Here is an 18878-nt window from a genome sequence, read left to right as displayed (position 1 = left end):
TCGCGCACGGTTGGCTATCTGGATATGCCTGGAAGTAAGGACCTCGGTGCGAGGCCGTTGGCCGCGCCGAATGAAATCAGTGACTTGCCCCGCGCTCGTTACCCACCTGAGCAGCCCGGCGCGAATGCACGAGTCCGCACCGATTGACGCTCTGCAACAAGTTTGCAACATGTCCGGCAGGGTCACCTGGGGACGTGTCTTGCCTGCTTCGAATCTGCCACGGCGATGTCGCCGCTGACGTACCGCCTGCGCTGTTCCATCGTCTTCCTCGGGCGTGATGCCCGATCTCTTCGGAGTTGTCATGAATCCTCGCACCACCGCGCTGCGACGTCGCCGCCTGTCCGTCGCCGTGCTTGCCAGCCTGTTCACCGCCGTTCCGGTGCATGCTCAAACCGCGGCAAGTGCGCCGGCGGTCACCCAGCTCGACCAGCTCACCGTCCTGGGTAACCGCACCCAGGCCCGCACCGTGCTCGAATCGGCGGTGCCGATCGATGTGCTAGGCGCGCAGGACATTCGCAGCAGCGGCTACACCGATATCAGCCAGATCCTGCAGTCGCTGTTGCCCTCGTTCAACTTCCCGCACCCGACCACACCGGACGGCAACACGCATATCCGGTCGGCAACGCTGCGCGGGCTGTCGCCGGATCAGACCCTGGTGCTGGTCAACGGCAAGCGGCGGCATGCCAGTGCATGGGTGAATACCGGCGGCACGGTGGGCAAAGGCGCGGTCTCGACCGATCTCAATGCGATCCCGGTGAGTGCGATCGAGCGGATCGAAGTGCTGCGTGATGGCGCGTCAGCCCAGTACGGTTCCGATGCCATTGCCGGGGTGATCAACATCGTGCTGCGCGAGGATGCCGGCTTCGAAGGGCGGGTCAGCCGCGGCACCACCCGCGATGGCGGCGGTGGCACCACCGCCGTCGCCCTGGACACCGGCGTGGCCTTTGCCGACGGCGGCGGTCTGCACCTCACCTGGGACTATCGTGATCGCAAGGCCGCCAACCGCGCCCTGCCCGATACACGTCAGCAGTACTTCGGGATCGGTCGCAACGGTGCGCCGGTGGCGCCGTCGGGCACCTTCGGCTCCGGCACCGGCCTGGCACTGATCGGGGGTGCGGCGGCGGGTGCCGTGGCCGACCCACGCGAAGCCACCATCGACCGCGATGCCCTGTGGCGCTTCGCCGACTCGGCCGACACCGTGGAAAAGACCGTGTTCGGCAACCTGCGCAAGCCGCTCGCCTGGGCTGAAGGATTGGAGGCGTATGCCTTTGGCGGCTACGGAGTAAGCGAGGGCAGTTCCAACGCCTCCCTGCGCCGCGCCGGCCAGGTCGAGAACGTGCGCGCGATCTACCCGGACGGGTTCCTGCCGTGGGTCGATACCCAGAGCACCAACGCCTCGCTCGGCGCAGGCATCAAAGGTCTGCTCGGCGACTGGCACTGGGACCTGAGCAGCGTCTACGGCCGCAACAAGCTGGTCTACCGCACCCGCAACACGCTCAACGCCACGCTGGGTGCGGCCAGCCCCACCGCGTTCTACAACGGTGCGCTGGAGGCCTCGCAGTGGACCACCAATCTGGATGCCAACAACAGCATCGAGCTGGGCTGGCATGCACCGCTGCGGCTGGCGCTCGGGGCAGAGTTCCGCCGCGATACCTACGGCATTTCACCCGGTGAGCTGAACTCATACGTCTGGGGGCCGGCGCGGGTGCTTGATGGCCCCTCGGCCGGCGCGGTGCCGACGATCGGCTCGCAGGGCTTCGCGGGCATCCAGCCGGCGGACGCCGGCAACCATCACCGTCACAACGTCTCGGCCTACGCCGAAGCGGAAACCGATGTGACGGATCGCTTCCTGGTCTCGCTGGCCGGGCGCTGGGAGGACTACAGCGATTTCGGCAGCACCACCAACGGCAAGCTGGCCCTGCGCTACCAGCTCGACGGCGGGGTGGCGGTGCGGGCCTCGGTCAGCACCGGCTTCCATGCGCCGGCCTTGGCCCAGCAGTACTTCAGTTCGACCAGCAGCCGCACGCTCAACAACGCGGTGACCGGGGTGCCCGAGTATGTGCTGGTGCGCACCGCACCGGTGGATACGGTGGAAGCGCGTGCCCTGGGGGCGCGCTCGCTGGAGCCGGAGCAGGCGACCAATGTCACGGCGGGCCTCACCTGGGGCATCGGTGGGCTGAGCGCATCGGTGGATGTGTACCGGATCGACATCGACGACCGGATCTTCCTGTCCAGCAACTTCGTTGATGCGGCCGGGTCGAGCGCGATCCGTGACTACCTGGCCGCGCTGGGCTCGCCGGGCGTGACCAGCGTGCGCTACTTCAGCAACGCCGCCGATACCCGTACCACCGGCGTGGACGCCTCGGCGCGCTACCGCTGGGAGCTGGCGGACTATGGCAGGCTCACCGCGACCGTCGCGTACAACCGCAACAAGACCGAGCTGACCCATGTCGCCTCGACCCCGGCGCAGCTCACCGCGCTCGGCGTGCGCACGCCGTTGTTCGATGTCACCGAGCGCACCCGCGTGGAGAAAGGCCAGCCGCGCGACAATCTGACCGTCGCGCTGGGCTGGGATGTCGGCCGCTGGGGCATCCACCTGGGCACGCACCGCTACGGTGAGATCGAAGGGGTGGCGGCAACCAACCAGAGCGCGGCCAATGTCGCCGCTTTTGCGCAGGGTTCGACCCGGTTCCGTACGCTGCCGACCGAAGCGGGTAGTGCTGGCAATGTCGACGTGATCCAGAAACTGGAGGCGCGCTGGGTCACCGATCTGGACATCGCCTTCCACGCCACCGACACGGTCACTGTCGTGCTGGGCGCGAACAATCTGTTCAACACCTATCCGACGCGCAACATCGCGACCACCCCGCAGGTCTCCGGCGCGGATACCTTTGGCGTGTTCCCGTACAGCGAGCTGTCGCCGTTCGGTTGGAGTGGCACCTACTACTACGCACGCCTGGAGGCCCGTTTCCAATGACCCGTAACACGACTGCAGGCCACCTGCCTGCCGACCCGCAGCGCCGCCACTGGCTTCGTGCCGGGCTGACCAGTGCCGCAGCGGTCGCGCTGGCGCCGGCCGCTGGATCCGCTGCGCCGCCCGCGCCGGCCGCTGGATCCGCTGCGCCGCCCGCGCCGGCCGCCGTGACGGCCGCCGGCCGAACCACGGACCTGCTGCGGCTGGATCTCAATGAGAGCAGCTACGGCCCGTCACCTCGGGTCGGGCCCGCGGTACAGCGTGCGCTGGCGGAGGCGCCGCGGTATGTCAGCGCCGCGCAGCTGCAGGCGTTGCAGGGCCAGATCGCCACGCTGGAAGGGGTCGCGCCCGAACAGGTCATCGTCGGTGAAGTGCTCGAAGCATTGGGCCAGCATCTTGCGCTGAGCCAGGGCGCGGGCGGTTTCATCTACAGCGTGCCCGGGTATGGCGCCCTGGTGGATGCGGCCAGGCCCTTTGGCGGCCGGGCCGTGGAAGTGCCGTTGAACGCGCAGCTGGAAAATGATCTGCCCGCATTGCTGGCGGCGATCGCGCCGGATACCCGCGCGCTGTTCGTGGTCAATCCGCACAACCCGTCCGGCACGCTGAGCCCCGGGGCCGAGTTCGATCGTTTCGTGAGCGCCGCGCAGGCGCGCACGCTGGTGATCGTCGACGAGGCGTACCTCGACTACCGCGAGGATGCCGCCACGTTGAGCGCGGTGCGGCTGCTGCGGCAGGGCCAGAACGTGGTGGTATTCCGCACGCTGGGCAAGATCCATGCGCTGGCCGGGCTGCAGGTCGGGTATGCGCTGGTGCCTGTGGCGCTCGCCGAGGCACTGCGCCAGCGCGGCGTCGGCGGCGCGCACGCGCAGAACCAGTTGTCGCTGGCCGCTGCATCGGCGGCACTCGCCGATCCCGCCCACGTGGCCCAGGTCCGGCGCAGCGTGGCGGCGGAGCGGCAGCACTGGCAGCAGGTCCTGAGCGGGCTGCGCCTGCGCTCGACTGAAGCGGCCGGCAATTTCGTGTTCGTCGATACCGGGCACCCCCATGCAGTCGTCGCCGCCGGGCTGCTGCAACAGGGCGTGCGCATCGCCCGGGTGTTCGCCCCGTATGACACCTGGGTACGGATCACCCTCGGCACGCCGGCGGAGAACCGGCGTGCGCAGCAGGCGTTGCGCAGCGTGCTCGCCCAGCTGGGCAAGGCCCAGGGTGGAGCGGCGGCGTAGACGCTGCCCGTCGCGCCGTCAGCCGCCGATGCGCTCGAAGCCGTCCGCGCTCCAGTCCTCGCTGCCCACGCCGTGATGGATCACGAACAGGCCCTGCGGATCGTAGCGGCGCTTGGCGGCCTGCAGCCGTGGGTAGTTCGGCCCCCAGAACGCCTGCTGCCAGTCCTGCTGGAAGTAGTCGCTCTCCGAGACATAGGCCGGGGCCGAGGGAGCCACCACGCTCAGGGCCTGGTAGGCGCGCGCCACGTTCAAGGCGCCCCGGCGTGCCCGGGGCTCATCCACGGTCCGGCCCAGGCCCGGATACACCGGCCCGCTGGCATTGCCGATGATCGCCAGCGCGAAGGCGTCCAGTACCGCCGGATGGGTGGCCGTGTCGCGGCTCGCGGCCAGCGCGGCCGCCGGTGCACCGAACAGGCCCTTGTTGCAGTGCAGGCCGACATCCATGTGATCGGCGGCGGCACAGATCGCGGCGGCCGCCTGCTCACGCTGCGCATCGTCCAACAATCCCGACGGCAGCCAGGCCGATGCGTAGCCATGCAGGAACCAGCCGACCTGGCCCTGGTCGCCCTTCCACAGCATGTGCCGGGAGGAGGCGCCTTCGCGGGTGTCCTCGGCGATGAGGGCAGGGGCGTGCTGGCGGAAGAAATCCGCGTCCCAGAAGTCTCTGGCCGGCATCGCCAGTGCCTGCAGGGGTTCGGTGATGGTATAGGCCGGTCGTGCGCGGACCCAGTCCAGGAACGGCGTCCAGGTCGCCTCGGCGACGTCCCGCGACATGCCCTGGAACACCATCGAGATCGACAGCCGGCGCGTGTCCTTGAAGGTGAACTGCTCACCCCAGTGCGGGTTGCACAGCGTGTCGCGGTAGAAGCGGAGCATCTCTGCCGCCAGTGCCCGCCAGCTGGCGTCGTCGCTGGCCTGGATCTGGCAGGAGACGCCGCCGAAGGTATCGGGCAGGTCATGGGTGCGCAGCGTCATCCGGGTGACGATCCCGAAACTCGCCGCGCAGCCCCCCTTCAAGGCCCAGAACAGGTCCGGCTCGTTGTCGGCGTTGACGGTGCGGATCTGCCCGTCGGCGGTGACGATCTCGGCTTCGAGCAGGCTGGCCGCGGCCGTGCCATGCGCCTTGGAGAAACTGCCGAAGCCGCCGCCGGTGACCAGACCGGTCACGCCCACCGAGGTGCAGCCGCCGCCCTGGACATAGCGCCCGCCGCGGGTGGTGACCGCGTCGTAGGCGTCGATCCACATCGCCCCGGCGCCGGCGCTGACCGCCGGCTGCGGCGCCGTGCCCGGGCGGGCGTTGTGGGCGACGAAGGCATCGTGCAGCTCGACCTGGTTCATCGCGCGGGTCCAGACCAGCAGCGAATCCGGCGCGCAGGAGGTGCCGTGATAGCTGTGCCCGCCGCCTTTGACTACCAGCCGCAGGCGGTGGGTGCGGGCGAAGTTCACCGCCGCGGCCACATCGGCGCTGTTGGCGGCGGCCACCACCTTCGCGCTGGGCACTGACCGCCATGCGCCGAAGTAACCACTGGTCTGGGTGAGCGCGGGCGCATCGCCGAGGAAGAACGGATTCTGCAGCTGCTCCAGCGCGGCGGCCCGGGTGGCGGCGTCAGCGAGGAAGGGGGACTGCGGCACCGACAGCCGACCGCCGACCGCACGCGACAATCGGTCCCACTCGGCGGCAGCGGGCCACCCCGCAGCGCCCGGCCGGACCCTCGAACGCATCGCTGCGAAGGCAGGGCCAGCCTTGAGCAGCATCGGCAGCAGCGGGAGGGTCAGCCCGGCTTTGAGGCAATCGCGTCGTTTCATGAGGGTCGTTCCTGCGGCGGCAGCGTGGTCGATGCCAGCGAGTGTGTTCCCGCAGAGGCCCGCGGGCCCTGGCCTGGGGCCGGATGTGGGTGATGAAGGGACGAGTGGCGGGGGCTCAGGGGCGGGTGGTGCCAGGCGGAGACGCGTCGGTCCCGCGCCGATTGACGGATGCCCGACGCGGCATACCCTAGTCTGGTTCCATTGCGCTCGCGGCCGTCGCTGGGCGAGCGTCCCATGACATCCGGATCCATGCCCACCTCGAACGACCCCGCCCCCGGCGCACTGGCCACCTTCACTCCGGCCACGCGCGATTGGTTCACGGCAGCCTTCGCTGCGCCCACGCCCGTGCAGGACCATGCCTGGGCGGCGATCAGCGCCGGCCAGCACACGCTGGTCATCGCGCCGACCGGCTCGGGCAAGACCCTCGCTGCGTTCCTGCAGGCGATCGACCAGCTGTTCCGCAGCGGTGAGCCTCCCAGCGATGAGCAGCCGGGCGATGCGCAGCGGGAGGCGTCGGCGCCGAAGAAGCGCGGCACCCGTGTGCTGTATCTCTCGCCGATCAAGGCCCTCGGCGCCGATGTCCAGCGCAACCTGCAGATACCCCTGCAGGGCGTCAGCGCCGAACGTGCGCGGCGTGGCGATCCGGCGGTCACCCTGTCCGTCGCGATCCGGACCGGCGACACCACCCCGGCAGAGCGGGCGCGGCTGCTGCGGCGTCCGCCCGACATCCTGATCACCACGCCCGAATCGCTGTTCCTGATGCTCACCTCACAGGCGCGCGAGACGTTGCGCGACGTGCATACCGTGATCATCGATGAGATCCACGCGGTGGCCGGCAGCAAGCGCGGCACCCACCTGGCGTTGAGCCTGGAGCGGCTGGATGCCCTGCTGCAGGTGCCCGCGCAGCGCATCGGGCTCTCGGCCACGGTGCGCCCGGTGGAGGAGGTCGCGCGGTTCCTCGGCGGCGACCGTCCGGTCACCGTGGTCCATCCGCCGTCGCAGCGGGCGCTGGAGGTCCGGATCGTGGTGCCGGTCGAGGATATGGGCGACATTCCGCCGCATCCCGCTGCCGCCGATGCACCCGCGTCCGCGGGCCGGGTCGGCTCGATCTGGCCGCATGTGGAGGCCAGCATCCTGGACCAGGTGCTGGCGCGACGTTCGACGATTGTGTTCGCCAACTCACGGGGCGTGGCCGAAAAGCTGACTGCCCGGTTGAATGAACTGCATGCCGACCGTGTCGCCCGTGGCCAGCTCCCGGCGCGTGCCTCGATGGCGGCGGCTGCCCCCGAGCACTACGGGTCGTTCAACGGCGGCACCGCCGGGCGGGCCGCCGGAGCGGAGGCGCTGATCGCCCGGTCGCACCATGGTTCGGTCTCCAAGGAACAGCGCCGCGAGATCGAACAGGCGCTCAAGACCGGCGAGCTGCGCTGTGTCGTGGCGACCTCCAGCCTGGAGCTGGGCATCGACATGGGGCTGGTCGACCTGGTGATCCAGGTCGCCGCGCCACCTTCGGTCGCCAGCGCGCTGCAGCGGGTGGGGCGGGCCAGCCATCAGGTCGGGGGCATCTCCACCGGCCTGGTCTACCCGCGCACGCGGCGCGACCTGATCGATGCGTCCGTGGCGGTGGAGCGGATGCTGGCCGGTGAGATCGAAGCGATCGATCCGCCGCGCAACCCGCTGGACGTACTGGCCCAGCAGACAGTGGCCGCCGCGGCGATGGAAACACTGGACGTGGAGGCCTGGTATGCGCGCGTACGCCGCGCTGCGCCGTACCGTTCGCTGCCGCGCAGCGCGTTCGATGCCACCCTGGACATGCTGGCCGGGCGTTATCCCTCCGATGATTTCGCCGGCTTCCGCCCGCGGCTGGTCTGGAACCGCGACACCGGTGCACTGAGCGCGCGGCCGGGCGCGAAACAGCTGGCGGTCACCAGCGGGGGCACCATCCCCGACCGCGGCATGTTCGGTGTGGTGCTTCCGGAAGGCGAAGAGCGTGCCGGGTCGCGCCGGGTCGGTGAGCTCGATGAGGAGATGGTCCACGAATCACGGGTCAATGATGTGATCACCTTGGGCGCCACCTCGTGGCGGATCGAGCAGATCACCCATGACCAGGTCGTGGTGACCCCCGCGCCGGGGCGTTCGGCGCGCTTGCCGTTCTGGCGCGGTGAGGGCGTGGGCCGCCCGGCCGAACTGGGCGAGGCGGTGGGTGCCTTCATCGGTGCGCTGGATGCCGGTGCCGCGGAAGCGGGCCTGCCGGCCGGGCTGCGCGAGCGGCTGCAGGCCTGCGGATTGGCCGACAACGCGATCACCAACATCGCCGGCCTGCTGGCCGAACAGCGTGAGGCCACCGGCGTCCTGCCCACCGATCGCACGCTGGTACTGGAGCGCTGCCGCGATGAGGCCGGCGACTGGCGGCTGATGCTGCATTCGCCGTATGGGCGGCGCGTACACGATCCCTGGGCGCTGGCGGTGGCCGCGCGCATCCGCGAACGCTGGGGCGTGGATCCAGCAGTGGTCGCCAGCGACGACGGCATCATCGCGCGGCTGCCCGACGCACAGGGGCGCCTGCCGGGCGCGGAGCTGTTCCTGTTCGAGCCCGAGCGTCTGCGCAGCGACGTCACGCGCGCCGTGGGCGGCTCGGCCCTGTTCGCTGCGCGCTTCCGCGAATGTGCCGCACGCGCGCTGTTGCTGCCGCGGCGCACGCCGGGTCGTCGCTCGCCGCTGTGGCAGCAGCGCCTGCGCGCCGGTGAACTGCTGGCCATCGCGCAGGGCTATCCCGAGTTCCCGATCCTGATCGAGACCGCGCGTGAGTGCCTGCAGGACGTCTACGATCTCGATGCGCTGGGCGTGCTGATGCATCGGCTCACCGACGGCCGCGTGGCGATCGCCGATGTCACCACCGAGGTACCGTCGCCATTCGCGGCGAACCTGCTGTTCGGCTATGTCGCCGAGTTCATGTACGGCACCGATGTGCCGCTGGCCGAGCGCCGTGCGTCGGTGCTGTCACTGGACAGCGGCCTGTTGGGCGATCTGCTCGGCCAGGTCGATCTGGGCGAACTGCTGGATGCGGCCGTGGTGGAGCAGGTGGGCAACGAGCTGCAGCGCCTGGCGCCCGACCGCCGTGCGCGCGGCAAGGAAGGGGTGGCCGATCTGCTGCGGGAACTGGGCCCGCTCACCGATGAAGCGATGGCGCTGCGGCGGGTCGATGACGAACCTGCCGGGGATCTGCACAATCTCGCCGCTGAGCGGCGTGCGATCCAGGTCCAGATCGCCGGCCGCCTGCACTGGGCCGCCATCGAAGATGCTGCGCGCCTGCGCGATGCGCTGGGGGTCACCCTCCCGCGCGGCATCCCCGAGCCCTTCCTGCAGGCCTCATCGGACCCGCTGGGCGAGCTGCTGGGCCGATATGCGCGTACCCATGCGCCGTTTACCACGGCCGAGGTGGCGGCCGCGTTTGGATTGGGCGTGGCCGTGGCCGATGCGGCACTCACGCAGCTGGAAGCGCAGGGCAAGCTGCTCAAGGGTCGTTTCGGTGTGGCGCGTCGCGATGCCGAGGCCGTCGGCGCGGCCGCCGAGCCGGCGCCGCTGGCCCGTCACGAATGGGTGGGTGAGGCGGTGTTCCGTCGGTTGCGGGTGCGCTCGCTGCAGGCGGCGCGCGAGGCGACCCGGCCGGTCGCGCGCGACGCCTATGCCCTGTTGTTGCTGGAGCGGCATGGGCTGCTGAGCGATGCCGAACAGGCTGCACGTGGCATCGCTCACCGCGGGCCGGGTGCGCTGGAAGGCATCGACGGCGTGCTGCGCGTGGTGGAACTGCTGGCGGGCGTGGCGCTGCCGGCGTCGGTGTGGGAACAGCAGATCCTGCCCGCGCGCGTGGTCGATTACGCGCCGGCGATGCTCGATGCGCTGCTCGCCACGGGTACCGTGGTGTGGGCCGGGCACGGGCGGCTCGGCGAGGAGGACGGCCTGGTCTCGCTGCACCTGCAGGAATTCGCGGCAGAAACGCTGCCCGCGCCTGCAGTGGCAACCGCGCTGTCGCCGCTGCAGGATGCGCTGCTGCAGGTGCTGGCCGACGGTGGCGCGTACTTCGCGCGTCAGCTGGTCACCGCGGTGGGCACGCACGGGGGGCGGGCCGGCAGCCCGCCCATGGAGATCACCGCCGCGCAGCTGCACGACGCCTTGTGGGGCCTGGCATGGTCGGGGTACCTGACCACGGATCTGTGGGCGCCGCTGCGCGGCATGGCCGGGGGCCGCGCGCCGCGGCCGCGGGTCGCGCGCGCCTCGCGGCGCGGTCGACGCGTCCGTGGCGTCCCGATGCACGACATGCCCTTGGCCGACGGAGCGCCGGCCGTGATCGCCAGCTTTGCGGCCCCCGCGCTGGCCGGGCGCTGGTCGCTGTTACAGCGTGAGGCGATCAGCGACACGGCGCGCGCGGTGGCGCTGGCCGAGGGGCTGCTGGACCGGCACGGCATCGTGACCCGCGGGGCCGCGATGGCCGAAGGGATCGCCGGCGGCTTCCCGGCGCTGCAACAGGTGTATCGCGGCATGGAGGATGCGGGCCGGGTGCTGCGCGGCCGCTTCGTCGAAGGGCTGGGCGGGGCCCAGTTCGCCGATCGCCTGATCGTGGATCGACTGCGTGGCGTCGCCGATGCCCTGCGGCCCGGTGCTGGCGAGGTGGCGATCGGGCTGTCCGCGGTGGACCCGGCCAACCCGTTCGGTACCGTGGTGCCCTGGCCGGTGCACGGCTCGGCGGTCCGGCCGGTGCGCCGCGCCGGTGCCGTGGTGGTGATCGGCGGTGGACGGCTGCTGATGTACCTGGCCCAGGGGGGCCGCCAGCTGCTGACGTTCTTCGATGCGGACGATCCGTCCCTGGCAGGCACGACGGCTGCCGCGGCGCAGGCGCTGGCCAGCGCACTGCGGCGGGGCCGGCGCAGCTCGTTCACCGTGGAGCTGATCGACGCTGCGCCGGCCCGACGCGACGGCCTGATGGACGCGCTGCGGGCCGCCGGTTTCTCCAGTGCGCCAAAAGGCATCAGCTGGGAGGGATGAGCGGGGGAGGCGAAGACTTACTGACGCCGTCTAAGTAGAAACACGCTGGCCGCGACGATGACCGACACGGACTATTGAGCACCACCGTCGTCGGAGAAGTGCATGGCCAGCTCATCCGCAAAGAAGAAGCCCGGTTCATCCGCAAAGAAGCCCAACATCCTTGTCATCTGGGGAGACGACATCGGCATCTCCAACCTGAGCTGCTACTCGCGCGGCTTGATGGGATACCAGACGCCGAACATCGACCGCCTGGCCAACGAGGGCATGCTGTTCACCGATTCCTACGGCGAACAGTCCTGTACGGCAGGGCGTTCGTCCTTCATCACCGGCCAGAGCGTCCTGCGGACCGGCCTGTCGAAGGTCGGCATTCCGGGCGCGCCGGTCGGCATGAACGAGAAGATCGTCACCATCGCCGCCCTGCTGAAGAACGAGGGCTATACCACCGGGCAGTTCGGCAAGAACCACCTCGGCGACCTCAACCACATGCTGCCCACCAACCATGGGTTCGATGAGTTCTACGGCAATCTGTACCACCTCAATGCCGAAGAAGAGCCGGAGATGTACGACTACTTCCCGAAGGACGAGTTCGGGGATTTCATCGAGACCATCAAGCCGCGCGGGGTGATCCACAGTTTCGCCACCGATAAGGATGACAGCACCGACCAGAAGCGCTGGGGCAAGGTAGGCAAGCAGAAGATCGAGGATACCGGCCCGCTGGACCGCAAGCGCATGCTGACCTGCGATGACGACTTCGCCGACCGCGCCAAGGGCTTCATCAAGAAGGCGAACGACGACGACACGCCGTTCTTCGTCTGGGTCAACTTCACCCACATGCACCTGATCACGCATACCAAGAAGGAAAGCCTGGGGCAGGCCGGGCGCTGGCAGTCGCCGTATCACGACACGATGATCGACCACGACAAGAACGTGGGCGCGTTGCTCGATTACCTCGACGAACTGGGCATCGCCGAAGACACCCTGGTGGTGTACTCCACCGACAACGGGCCGCACCGCAATTCGTGGCCGGATGGCGGCATGACGCCGTTCCGCAGTGAGAAGGACACCAACTGGGAAGGCGCGTTCCGGATTCCCCTGGTGGTTCGCTACCCGGGCAAGATCAAGCCGGGCTCGGTGTCCAACGAGATCGTGCAGCACCATGACTGGCTGCCCACCTTCCTGGAACTGGCGGGCAACAAGGGCGTGGTCGAGGACCTCAAGAAGGGGGTCAAGGCGATCGGGCGCACCTACAAGAACCACGTCGACGGCGTCAGCCTGTTGCCGTACCTCACCGGCAAGCAGGACAAGTCGCCGCGCAAGCTGTTCGTCTACATCTCCGATGATGGCGACATGCTCGGCATCCGCTACGACAACTGGAAGGTGACCTTCATCGAGCAGCGCTGCAAAGGCACGATGCAGCTGTGGGGCGAACCGTTCACGGTCATGCGCATCCCCAAGATCTACAACCTGCGCACCGATCCGTACGAGTTCGCGGATGTGACCTCCAATACCTATTGGGACTGGTACATCAACCACGTCTACATCGTGTACGGCGCGATCGCGCTGCTCACGAAATTCAACGAGACGTTCGTGGACTTCCCCAAGATCCAGAAGCCGAACACGTTCACGGCCGACCAGGCGGTGGAGAAGCTGCAGGAAGCGGTGACGGGCAAGTAGCGGCGAGGTCCATCGCAGCGCTGGCATGGCGACGAACCGGGGGGCAGGCTGTCCCCCGGTTTCGTGTGGGCGGCATCTCAGCACCCCCATCACACCAGGGGTGGCAGGATCGGGAGAGATTCGCCCCCTCACCAGGAGACCACCATGGCTTCGACCGTTGTCCTGACCCGATCATGGGTCATCCATCCGTTCCACGCCGCTGTACTGGGCGGGGTGCTGCCGCTGTTCCTCGGCGCACTGCTGGCGGACTACGCCTACTGGAGTTCGTACGAGATCCAGTGGGCCAACTTCGCCTCCTGGCTGCTGATCGGTGCGATGGTGATGACCACGCTGGCCCTGCTGTGCGGGATCGTCGGCCTGGTCCGTCGCAGCCGCAACCTGGCCTACGTCGTGATTCTGGCGGTGACCTGGGGCGTGGGCTTCATCAACTGTCTCCACCATGCGCGTGATGCATGGGCGGTGATGCCGGCGGGCCTGGTGCTCTCGGTGATCCTGACGGTGCTGGCGCTGCTCGCCACCTGGGTGGGGCTGTCCAGCCTGCGCGTGGGAGGTGTGCGATGAGCCGCCAGATGACGATCCGGATGCTCTCGGTTTCCGCGCTTGCGGTCGCGCTGGCGGCCTGCAGCGGCAAGGCCCCCGAGCTGGAACAGTACGGCGGCAACCCGGAGATGCCCAAGCCGCATCGCGGGCTGATGCCGGACATGACCATCGCCAAGCCGGCGCAGTGGGGCGACACCCTGCCGACGGTGCCCAAGGGCTACCGCATCTCGGCGATCGCCACCGATCTGAACATTCCGCGGCAGACCCTGGTGCTGCCCAACGGTGACATTCTGGTCGCGGAAGGTCGCGGCGGCAGTGCGCCTGCCCTCAAGCCGAAGGATGTGATCGCCGGCAAGATCAAGGCCAAGGGCAACACGGCGGTCAAGAGCGGCAACCGCCTGACCCTGCTGCGCGACGCCGATGGCGACGGCACCTACGAACTGAAGACGGTCTTCGCCGACAAGCTCAATGCGCCGTACGGCCTGGCGATGATCGGCAACGCGATCTACGTGGCCAACCAGGATGCGGTGGTGCGCTTTGACTACCAGGAAGGCCAGACCAAGGCGAGCGCACCGGCGAAACTGACCGATCTGCCCGCGGCGATCAACCATCACTGGACCAAGGCGATGACCGCCAGTGCCGATGGCCGCTATCTCTATGTAGGCATCGGCTCCAACAGCAACATCACCGAGCGCGGCATGGCGGTGGAGATCGATCGTGCGCGGATCTGGCAGATCGATGTGGCCACCGGCGCACACAAGGATTACGCCACCGGTATCCGCAATCCCACCGCGCTGGCGATCCAGCCGGGCACCGGCACGCTGTGGGCCGTGGTGAATGAACGCGATGAGATCGGCCCGAACCTCGTGCCCGATTACCTCACCTCGGTGAAGGAGGGCGGCTTCTATGGCTGGCCGTACAGCTACTGGGGCAAGAATGTGGATCGCCGGGTGATGCCGCAGAATCCGGAGAAGGTCGCCTCGGCCATCGCGCCGGATTACGCGCTGGGCTCGCATGTGGCCGCACTCGGCGTGGCCTTCTCGTCGCCGGTGATGGGCACCCAGTTTGCCGATGGCGTCTTCGTGGGCGAGCACGGCAGCTGGAACCGCAATCCACCGGTCGGTTACAAGGTGGTGTTCGTGCCCTTCAGCAATGGCCGTCCGGCCGGCGAGCCGATCGATTTCGTGAGCGGCTTCTTCGGCGAAGACGGCAAGACCCGCGGCCGCCCGGTGGGTGTCACGGTCGACCCGCGTGGGGCACTGATCGTTGCCGATGACCTCTCCAACACGATCTGGCGGGTCACCCACGACGGCACGCCCGCCCAGCCGTAAAGCGCCTTGATGGGGATGGAGGGGATGAATAATTACCTCCGTCCCCATCAAGCGGGGGCTTGACCTTCCCACGATGGGAATCTTTAGGGTGGCGGGTAACCTCACCCCAAGGACTGCCCCATGTCTTCTGTTGCTTCCCGGTCCGGCGCGCCGCTCAGCCGCCTGAGCCTGCCCATCGAGGGCATGACCTGCGCCTCCTGTGTGGGCCGGGTGGAGCGCGCGCTGACGGCCGTCCCCGGCGTGCAGACGGCGTCGGTCAACCTGGCCACGGAGCGGGCCGATCTCAGCTTCATCGGGGCGCCCGATCCCCAGGCGGCGGTGCGTGCCATCGAACGCGCGGGCTACACCGTGCGCGAAGCCACCACCGAGCTGAGCATCGAGGGAATGACCTGCGCGTCCTGCGTTGGTCGCGTGGAGCGCGGCCTTGCGCAGCTGCCGGGCGTGATCGCGGCCAGCGTCAACCTGACGACCGAACGGGCGCAGGTGCGCCATCTGGCCGGTACGGTCTCCGTCGCTGATCTGGTCGCTGCCGTGGAAAACGCCGGCTACACCGCGCGCGCTGCAGGCGTGAGCACGGCTGCGGCCGGTGACCAGGAGGAGGAACGCCGCGAGGCTGAAGCCCGTGCGCTGCGCCGCTCCCTGTTGCTGGCGGTGGTGCTGACGCTGCCGGTCTTCATTCTGGAAATGGGCTCGCACCTTGTCCCAGCCATGCACCACTGGGTGATGCATGCCGTCGGCCTGCAGACCAGCTGGTACCTGCAGTTCGCGCTGGCCACGCTGGTGCTGTTCGGGCCGGGCCTGCGCTTCTTCCGCAAAGGCGTGCCGGCACTGCTGCGCGGCGCCCCGGACATGAACTCGCTGGTTTCGCTCGGCACCGCGGCGGCCTATGGCTACTCGGTGGTCGCCACCTTCGCCCCGGGCGTGCTGCCGCCGGGCACCGCCAACGTCTACTTCGAAGCGGCCGTGGTGATCGTCACCCTGATCCTGCTGGGGCGCACGCTGGAGGCGCGGGCCAAGGGCCGCACGTCGCAGGCGATCAAGCGCCTGGTCGGGCTGCAGGCGCGGACTGCACGCGTGCAGCGTGGCGATGAGACGGTCGAGGTGCCGCTCGACGAGGTCACGCTCGGCGATGTCGTGCTGGTCCGCCCGGGCGAGAAAGTACCCGTGGACGGCGCGGTGGTGGAGGGGGCGTCCTATGTGGATGAGAGCATGATCACCGGCGAGCCGGTACCGGTGGCCAAAGCCGTGGGCGCCGAGGTGGTCGGCGGCACCCTCAACACCACCGGTGCCTTCAGTTTCCGTGTCACCAAGGTGGGCGGGGACACCGTGCTGGCCCAGATCATCCGTCTGGTCGAGCAGGCACAGGGCTCCAAGCTGCCGATCCAGGCGCTGGTCGACAGGGTCACCATGTGGTTCGTGCCGGCGGTGATGGCTGCTGCCGCGCTGACCTTCCTGGTGTGGCTGGTGCTCGGCCCGGCACCGGCGCTGACCTTTGCGCTGGTCAATGCGGTGGCGGTGCTGATCATTGCCTGTCCCTGCGCGATGGGCCTGGCCACGCCGACCTCGATCATGGTCGGGACCGGCCGCGCGGCGGAGCTGGGCGTGCTGTTCCGCAAGGGCGAGGCGCTGCAGGCACTGCGCGATGTGAGTGTGATCGCGCTGGACAAGACCGGTACGTTGACCAAGGGCCGCCCCGAACTGACCGACCTGGAGCCGGCCGATGGTTTCCAGGCGGATGAGGTGCTGGCCCTGGTTGCCGCGGTGGAAACCCGCTCCGAGCATCCCATCGCCGAGGCGATCGTTGCGGCCGCCAGAGCGCGCGGTCTCGCACTGGCCGCCATCGAACGCTTCGAGGCGGTGCCAGGCTTCGGCGTTTCCGCGCGTGTCGCCGGCCGCACCGTGGCCGTCGGCGCGGACCGCTACATGACCCGGCTCGGCCTGGAGGTGGCGGCGTTCCGGCCCACCGCCCAGCGGTTGGGTGAGCAGGGCAGGAGCCCGCTGTACGCCGCAATCGATGGCCGCCTGGCGGCCGTGATCGCGGTGGCCGATCCGATCAAGGAAAGCACGCCGGCGGCGATCCAGGCGCTGCACGCCCTGGGCCTGAAGGTCGCGATGATCACCGGCGACAACGCGGCCACCGCCGCGGCGATCGCACGCCAGCTTGGCATCGATGAGGTGGCGGCCGAAGTGCTGCCCGATGGCAAGGTCGCCGCGCTCAAGCGTTTCCGTGCTGGTGGCGCCAAGGTGGCCTTCGTCGGGGACGGGATCAATGACGCACCGGCGCTGGCCGAGGCCGATGTCGGCCTGGCGATCGGCACCGGCACCGATGTGGCGATCGAGGCGGCCGACGTGGTGCTGATGTCCGGCGACCTGCGCGGCGTGCCCAACGCGATCGCCCTGAGCCAGGCAACGATCCGCAACATCAAGCAGAACCTGTTCTGGGCGTTCGCCTACAACGCGGTGCTGATCCCGGTGGCCGCTGGCCTGCTGTACCCGTTCAACGGCACGCTGCTCTCGCCGATCTTCGCCGCGGCGGCGATGGCATTGTCCAGTGTGTTCGTGCTCGGCAATGCGCTGCGGCTCAAGCGCTTCCATGCACCGATGCAGGCCGATACGCTGGGCACCGGCATGGCGGAAAGTGAGAGGAGGACCGGACGATGAATATCGGGGAAGCCGCGACGTTTTCGGGGGTGTCGGCAAAGATGATCCGCTATTACGAGCAGATCGGCCTGATCCCGCCGGCGGCGCGCTCGGAGGCGGGCTACCGGCATTACAGCCCGCAGGACGCGCACAGCCTGCGCTTCATCCGCCGTGCGCGTGACCTGGGGTTTTCGGTCGAGCAGATCGGCGAGCTGCTGGTGCTGTGGCGCGATCGCGAACGCGCCAGCGCCGACGTCAAGGCGGTGGCGCTGTCCCATGTGGCCGGGTTGAAGGCGAAGATCGCCGAGCTGCAGGCGATGGTGCAGACATTGGAGCATCTGGCCGAACACTGCCACGGCAATGACCGCCCGGATTGCCCGATCATCGCCGACCTGGCCCAGCCCGTTTCCGCGCCGGCGGAGACTGCATCCGCCGGGAAGCCCCGCAAAACGCCGCTGTTCGGTGCGGATACGCCGGTGTCCTCGCGCGGGCGCGCGGCCCGCAAGCCACGTTCCTGATCGACCCGGCCGCGTCCATGCCCTGCAAAAAGGACACGGACGCGCTAAGGCCTTGACCTTGCCACGTTGTCAGCCCCGACAGTGGGCACATACCCACCACGGCGAGGTCGCCCGATGCATCGTTTCACCCTTCCCACCATGACCTGCGGCGGCTGCGCCCGCTCCGTCACCAAGGCCCTGCAGGGCGTCGATCCGCACGCACGCATCGAGACCGATCCGCCCTCGCGCGAAGTACGTGTGGAGAGCGACCGCGAGCGGGCCGCCTTCCTGGCCGCGCTGGCCGATGCTGGATTCCCTGCCACGTCATGAGCGGGCGGTCCCACGCCATCCCGGAGGACAACGCATGTGCATGAAACATCTTCTGCCGCTGCTGCCGTCCCTGGCGGCGTGGGGCACCGTGACATCCGATGCCGTCGCGGCGGCTCAGGCCTTGGTGGCGGACGCGAGTCGCTCCACCAGCACTTCAGCCGCTTCGGCCGACGAGGCCGGATTCTGGCCGGTGATCAGCAAGCCATCGCTGACGACATACGAGCCCCAGTCCGGCCCCTTGGAGTAGGAACCGCCCGCGGCCTTGAGCATGTCCTCGACCAGGAAGGGCACCACCTCGGTCAGGCCGACGCCCTCTTCTTCGGTGTTGGTGAAGCCTGTGACCTTCTTGCCCTGCACCAGTGGGGCACCCTCGGCCGTCTTGACGTGACGCAGCACGCCCGGCGCATGGCAGACCAGCGCGACCGGCTTGCCGGCGGCGATGAAGGCTTCGATCAGCGCGATGGAGTGGGTGTCTTCGGCGAGGTCCCACAGCGGGCCGTGGCCGCCGGGATAGAACACGGTATCGAACCCGTCCTGCGAAATGCTGTCCAGGCGCACGGTGTTGGCCAGCTGCGCGTTGGCATCCACGTCTGCCTCGAAGCGGCGGGTGGCGTCGGTCTTGAAGTCCGGCTCGTTGCTTTTGGGATCCAGCGGCGGCCGCCCCCCCTTGGGCGAGGCCAGCACGATCTCGGCGCCCGCATCCTTGAAGGTGTAGTAAGGCGCAGCCAGCTCTTCCAGCCAGAAGCCGGTCTTCTTGCCGGTGGTGCCGAGTTCGTCGTGCGAGGTCAGAACGATGAGGACTTTCATGGATGATGCTCCT

Annotated in this window: 11 protein-coding genes; 9 read left to right on the top strand and 2 right to left on the bottom strand. The window is 68.9% G+C overall.

The window, feature by feature from the left end; genetic code table 11:
• Nucleotides 1–301 precede the first annotated feature (301 nt).
• The gene (locus ABE422_RS02685; RefSeq protein WP_346482411.1) at nt 302–2977 is read left to right on the top strand and encodes a TonB-dependent receptor; all 2676 of its coding nucleotides are present in this window, start codon (nt 302–304) and stop codon (nt 2975–2977) included.
• On the top strand, nt 2974–4197 hold the full coding sequence (locus tag ABE422_RS02680; protein WP_346482410.1) for a histidinol-phosphate transaminase: 1224 nt from the start codon (nt 2974–2976) through the stop codon (nt 4195–4197). Before ABE422_RS02685 ends, ABE422_RS02680 begins: the two co-directional genes overlap by 4 nt.
• Nucleotides 4198–4215: 18 nt before the next feature.
• Here the strand turns inward: ABE422_RS02680 and ABE422_RS02675 are convergent, their stop codons facing one another.
• On the bottom strand, nt 4216–6003 hold the full coding sequence (locus tag ABE422_RS02675) for an FAD-binding protein (RefSeq protein WP_346482409.1): 1788 nt from the start codon (nt 6001–6003) through the stop codon (nt 4216–4218).
• 249 nt (nt 6004–6252) lie between these two features.
• Here ABE422_RS02675 and ABE422_RS02670 point away from each other — a divergent pair, with 249 nt between their 5' ends.
• The 7 genes from ABE422_RS02670 (at nt 6253) to ABE422_RS02640 (ending at nt 18058) form a co-directional block, all read left to right on the top strand.
• Entirely contained in the window at nt 6253–11046 is a 4794-nt protein-coding gene (locus ABE422_RS02670) for an ATP-dependent helicase (protein WP_346482408.1), read from the top strand.
• 102 nt (nt 11047–11148) lie between these two features.
• Nucleotides 11149–12720 (top strand): arylsulfatase, encoded by a 1572-nt coding sequence (locus ABE422_RS02665; RefSeq protein WP_346482407.1) that lies wholly within the window; start codon nt 11149–11151, stop codon nt 12718–12720.
• A 144-nt stretch (nt 12721–12864) separates the two neighbouring features.
• Entirely contained in the window at nt 12865–13281 is a 417-nt protein-coding gene (locus tag ABE422_RS02660; protein ID WP_070473908.1) for a DUF2231 domain-containing protein, read from the top strand.
• Nucleotides 13278–14591: a sorbosone dehydrogenase family protein gene (locus tag ABE422_RS02655; protein ID WP_346482406.1), complete on the top strand. Its 1314-nt coding sequence runs from the start codon at nt 13278–13280 to the stop codon at nt 14589–14591. Before ABE422_RS02660 ends, ABE422_RS02655 begins: the two co-directional genes overlap by 4 nt.
• 120 nt (nt 14592–14711) lie before the next feature.
• Nucleotides 14712–17252 (top strand): heavy metal translocating P-type ATPase, encoded by a 2541-nt coding sequence (locus ABE422_RS02650; protein ID WP_346482405.1) that lies wholly within the window; start codon nt 14712–14714, stop codon nt 17250–17252.
• Entirely contained in the window at nt 17249–17749 is a 501-nt protein-coding gene (gene cueR, locus ABE422_RS02645; RefSeq protein ID WP_346466741.1) for a Cu(I)-responsive transcriptional regulator, read from the top strand. The genes ABE422_RS02650 and cueR overlap by 4 nt, the downstream gene beginning before the upstream one ends.
• A gap of 114 nt (nt 17750–17863) precedes the next feature.
• The gene (locus tag ABE422_RS02640; RefSeq protein WP_346482404.1) at nt 17864–18058 is read left to right on the top strand and encodes a heavy-metal-associated domain-containing protein; all 195 of its coding nucleotides are present in this window, start codon (nt 17864–17866) and stop codon (nt 18056–18058) included.
• A gap of 114 nt (nt 18059–18172) precedes the next feature.
• On the opposite strand, the gene ABE422_RS02635 is transcribed toward ABE422_RS02640, so the two are convergent.
• Nucleotides 18173–18865 carry a type 1 glutamine amidotransferase domain-containing protein gene (locus ABE422_RS02635; RefSeq protein WP_346482403.1) on the bottom strand — a complete coding sequence of 231 codons (693 nt, stop codon included), beginning with the start codon at nt 18863–18865 and terminating at the stop codon, nt 18173–18175.
• Nucleotides 18866–18878 lie beyond the last annotated feature (13 nt).

Source organism: Stenotrophomonas sp. TWI1151 (assembly GCF_039673135.1).
Taxonomy (GTDB): Bacteria; Pseudomonadota; Gammaproteobacteria; order Xanthomonadales; family Xanthomonadaceae; genus Stenotrophomonas.
This window is presented reverse-complemented; position numbering and strand designations above follow the sequence as displayed.

What these genes read in the sequence shown, in the direction of transcription:
- ABE422_RS02650 (WP_346482405.1), top strand. Translation starts at nt 14,712, where the DNA reads ATGTCTTCTGTTGCTTCCCGGTCCGGCGCGCCGCTCAGCCGCCTGAGC.
- ABE422_RS02685 (WP_346482411.1), top strand. Translation starts at nt 302, where the DNA reads ATGAATCCTCGCACCACCGCGCTGCGACGTCGCCGCCTGTCCGTCGCC.
- ABE422_RS02635 (WP_346482403.1), bottom strand. Translation starts at nt 18,865, where the DNA reads ATGAAAGTCCTCATCGTTCTGACCTCGCACGACGAACTCGGCACCACC.
- ABE422_RS02670 (WP_346482408.1), top strand. Translation starts at nt 6,253, where the DNA reads ATGCCCACCTCGAACGACCCCGCCCCCGGCGCACTGGCCACCTTCACT.
- ABE422_RS02660 (WP_070473908.1), top strand. Translation starts at nt 12,865, where the DNA reads ATGGCTTCGACCGTTGTCCTGACCCGATCATGGGTCATCCATCCGTTC.
- cueR (WP_346466741.1), top strand. Translation starts at nt 17,249, where the DNA reads ATGAATATCGGGGAAGCCGCGACGTTTTCGGGGGTGTCGGCAAAGATG.
- ABE422_RS02675 (WP_346482409.1), bottom strand. Translation starts at nt 6,003, where the DNA reads ATGAAACGACGCGATTGCCTCAAAGCCGGGCTGACCCTCCCGCTGCTG.
- ABE422_RS02655 (WP_346482406.1), top strand. Translation starts at nt 13,278, where the DNA reads ATGAGCCGCCAGATGACGATCCGGATGCTCTCGGTTTCCGCGCTTGCG.
- ABE422_RS02640 (WP_346482404.1), top strand. Translation starts at nt 17,864, where the DNA reads ATGCATCGTTTCACCCTTCCCACCATGACCTGCGGCGGCTGCGCCCGC.
- ABE422_RS02680 (WP_346482410.1), top strand. Translation starts at nt 2,974, where the DNA reads ATGACCCGTAACACGACTGCAGGCCACCTGCCTGCCGACCCGCAGCGC.
- ABE422_RS02665 (WP_346482407.1), top strand. Translation starts at nt 11,149, where the DNA reads ATGGCCAGCTCATCCGCAAAGAAGAAGCCCGGTTCATCCGCAAAGAAG.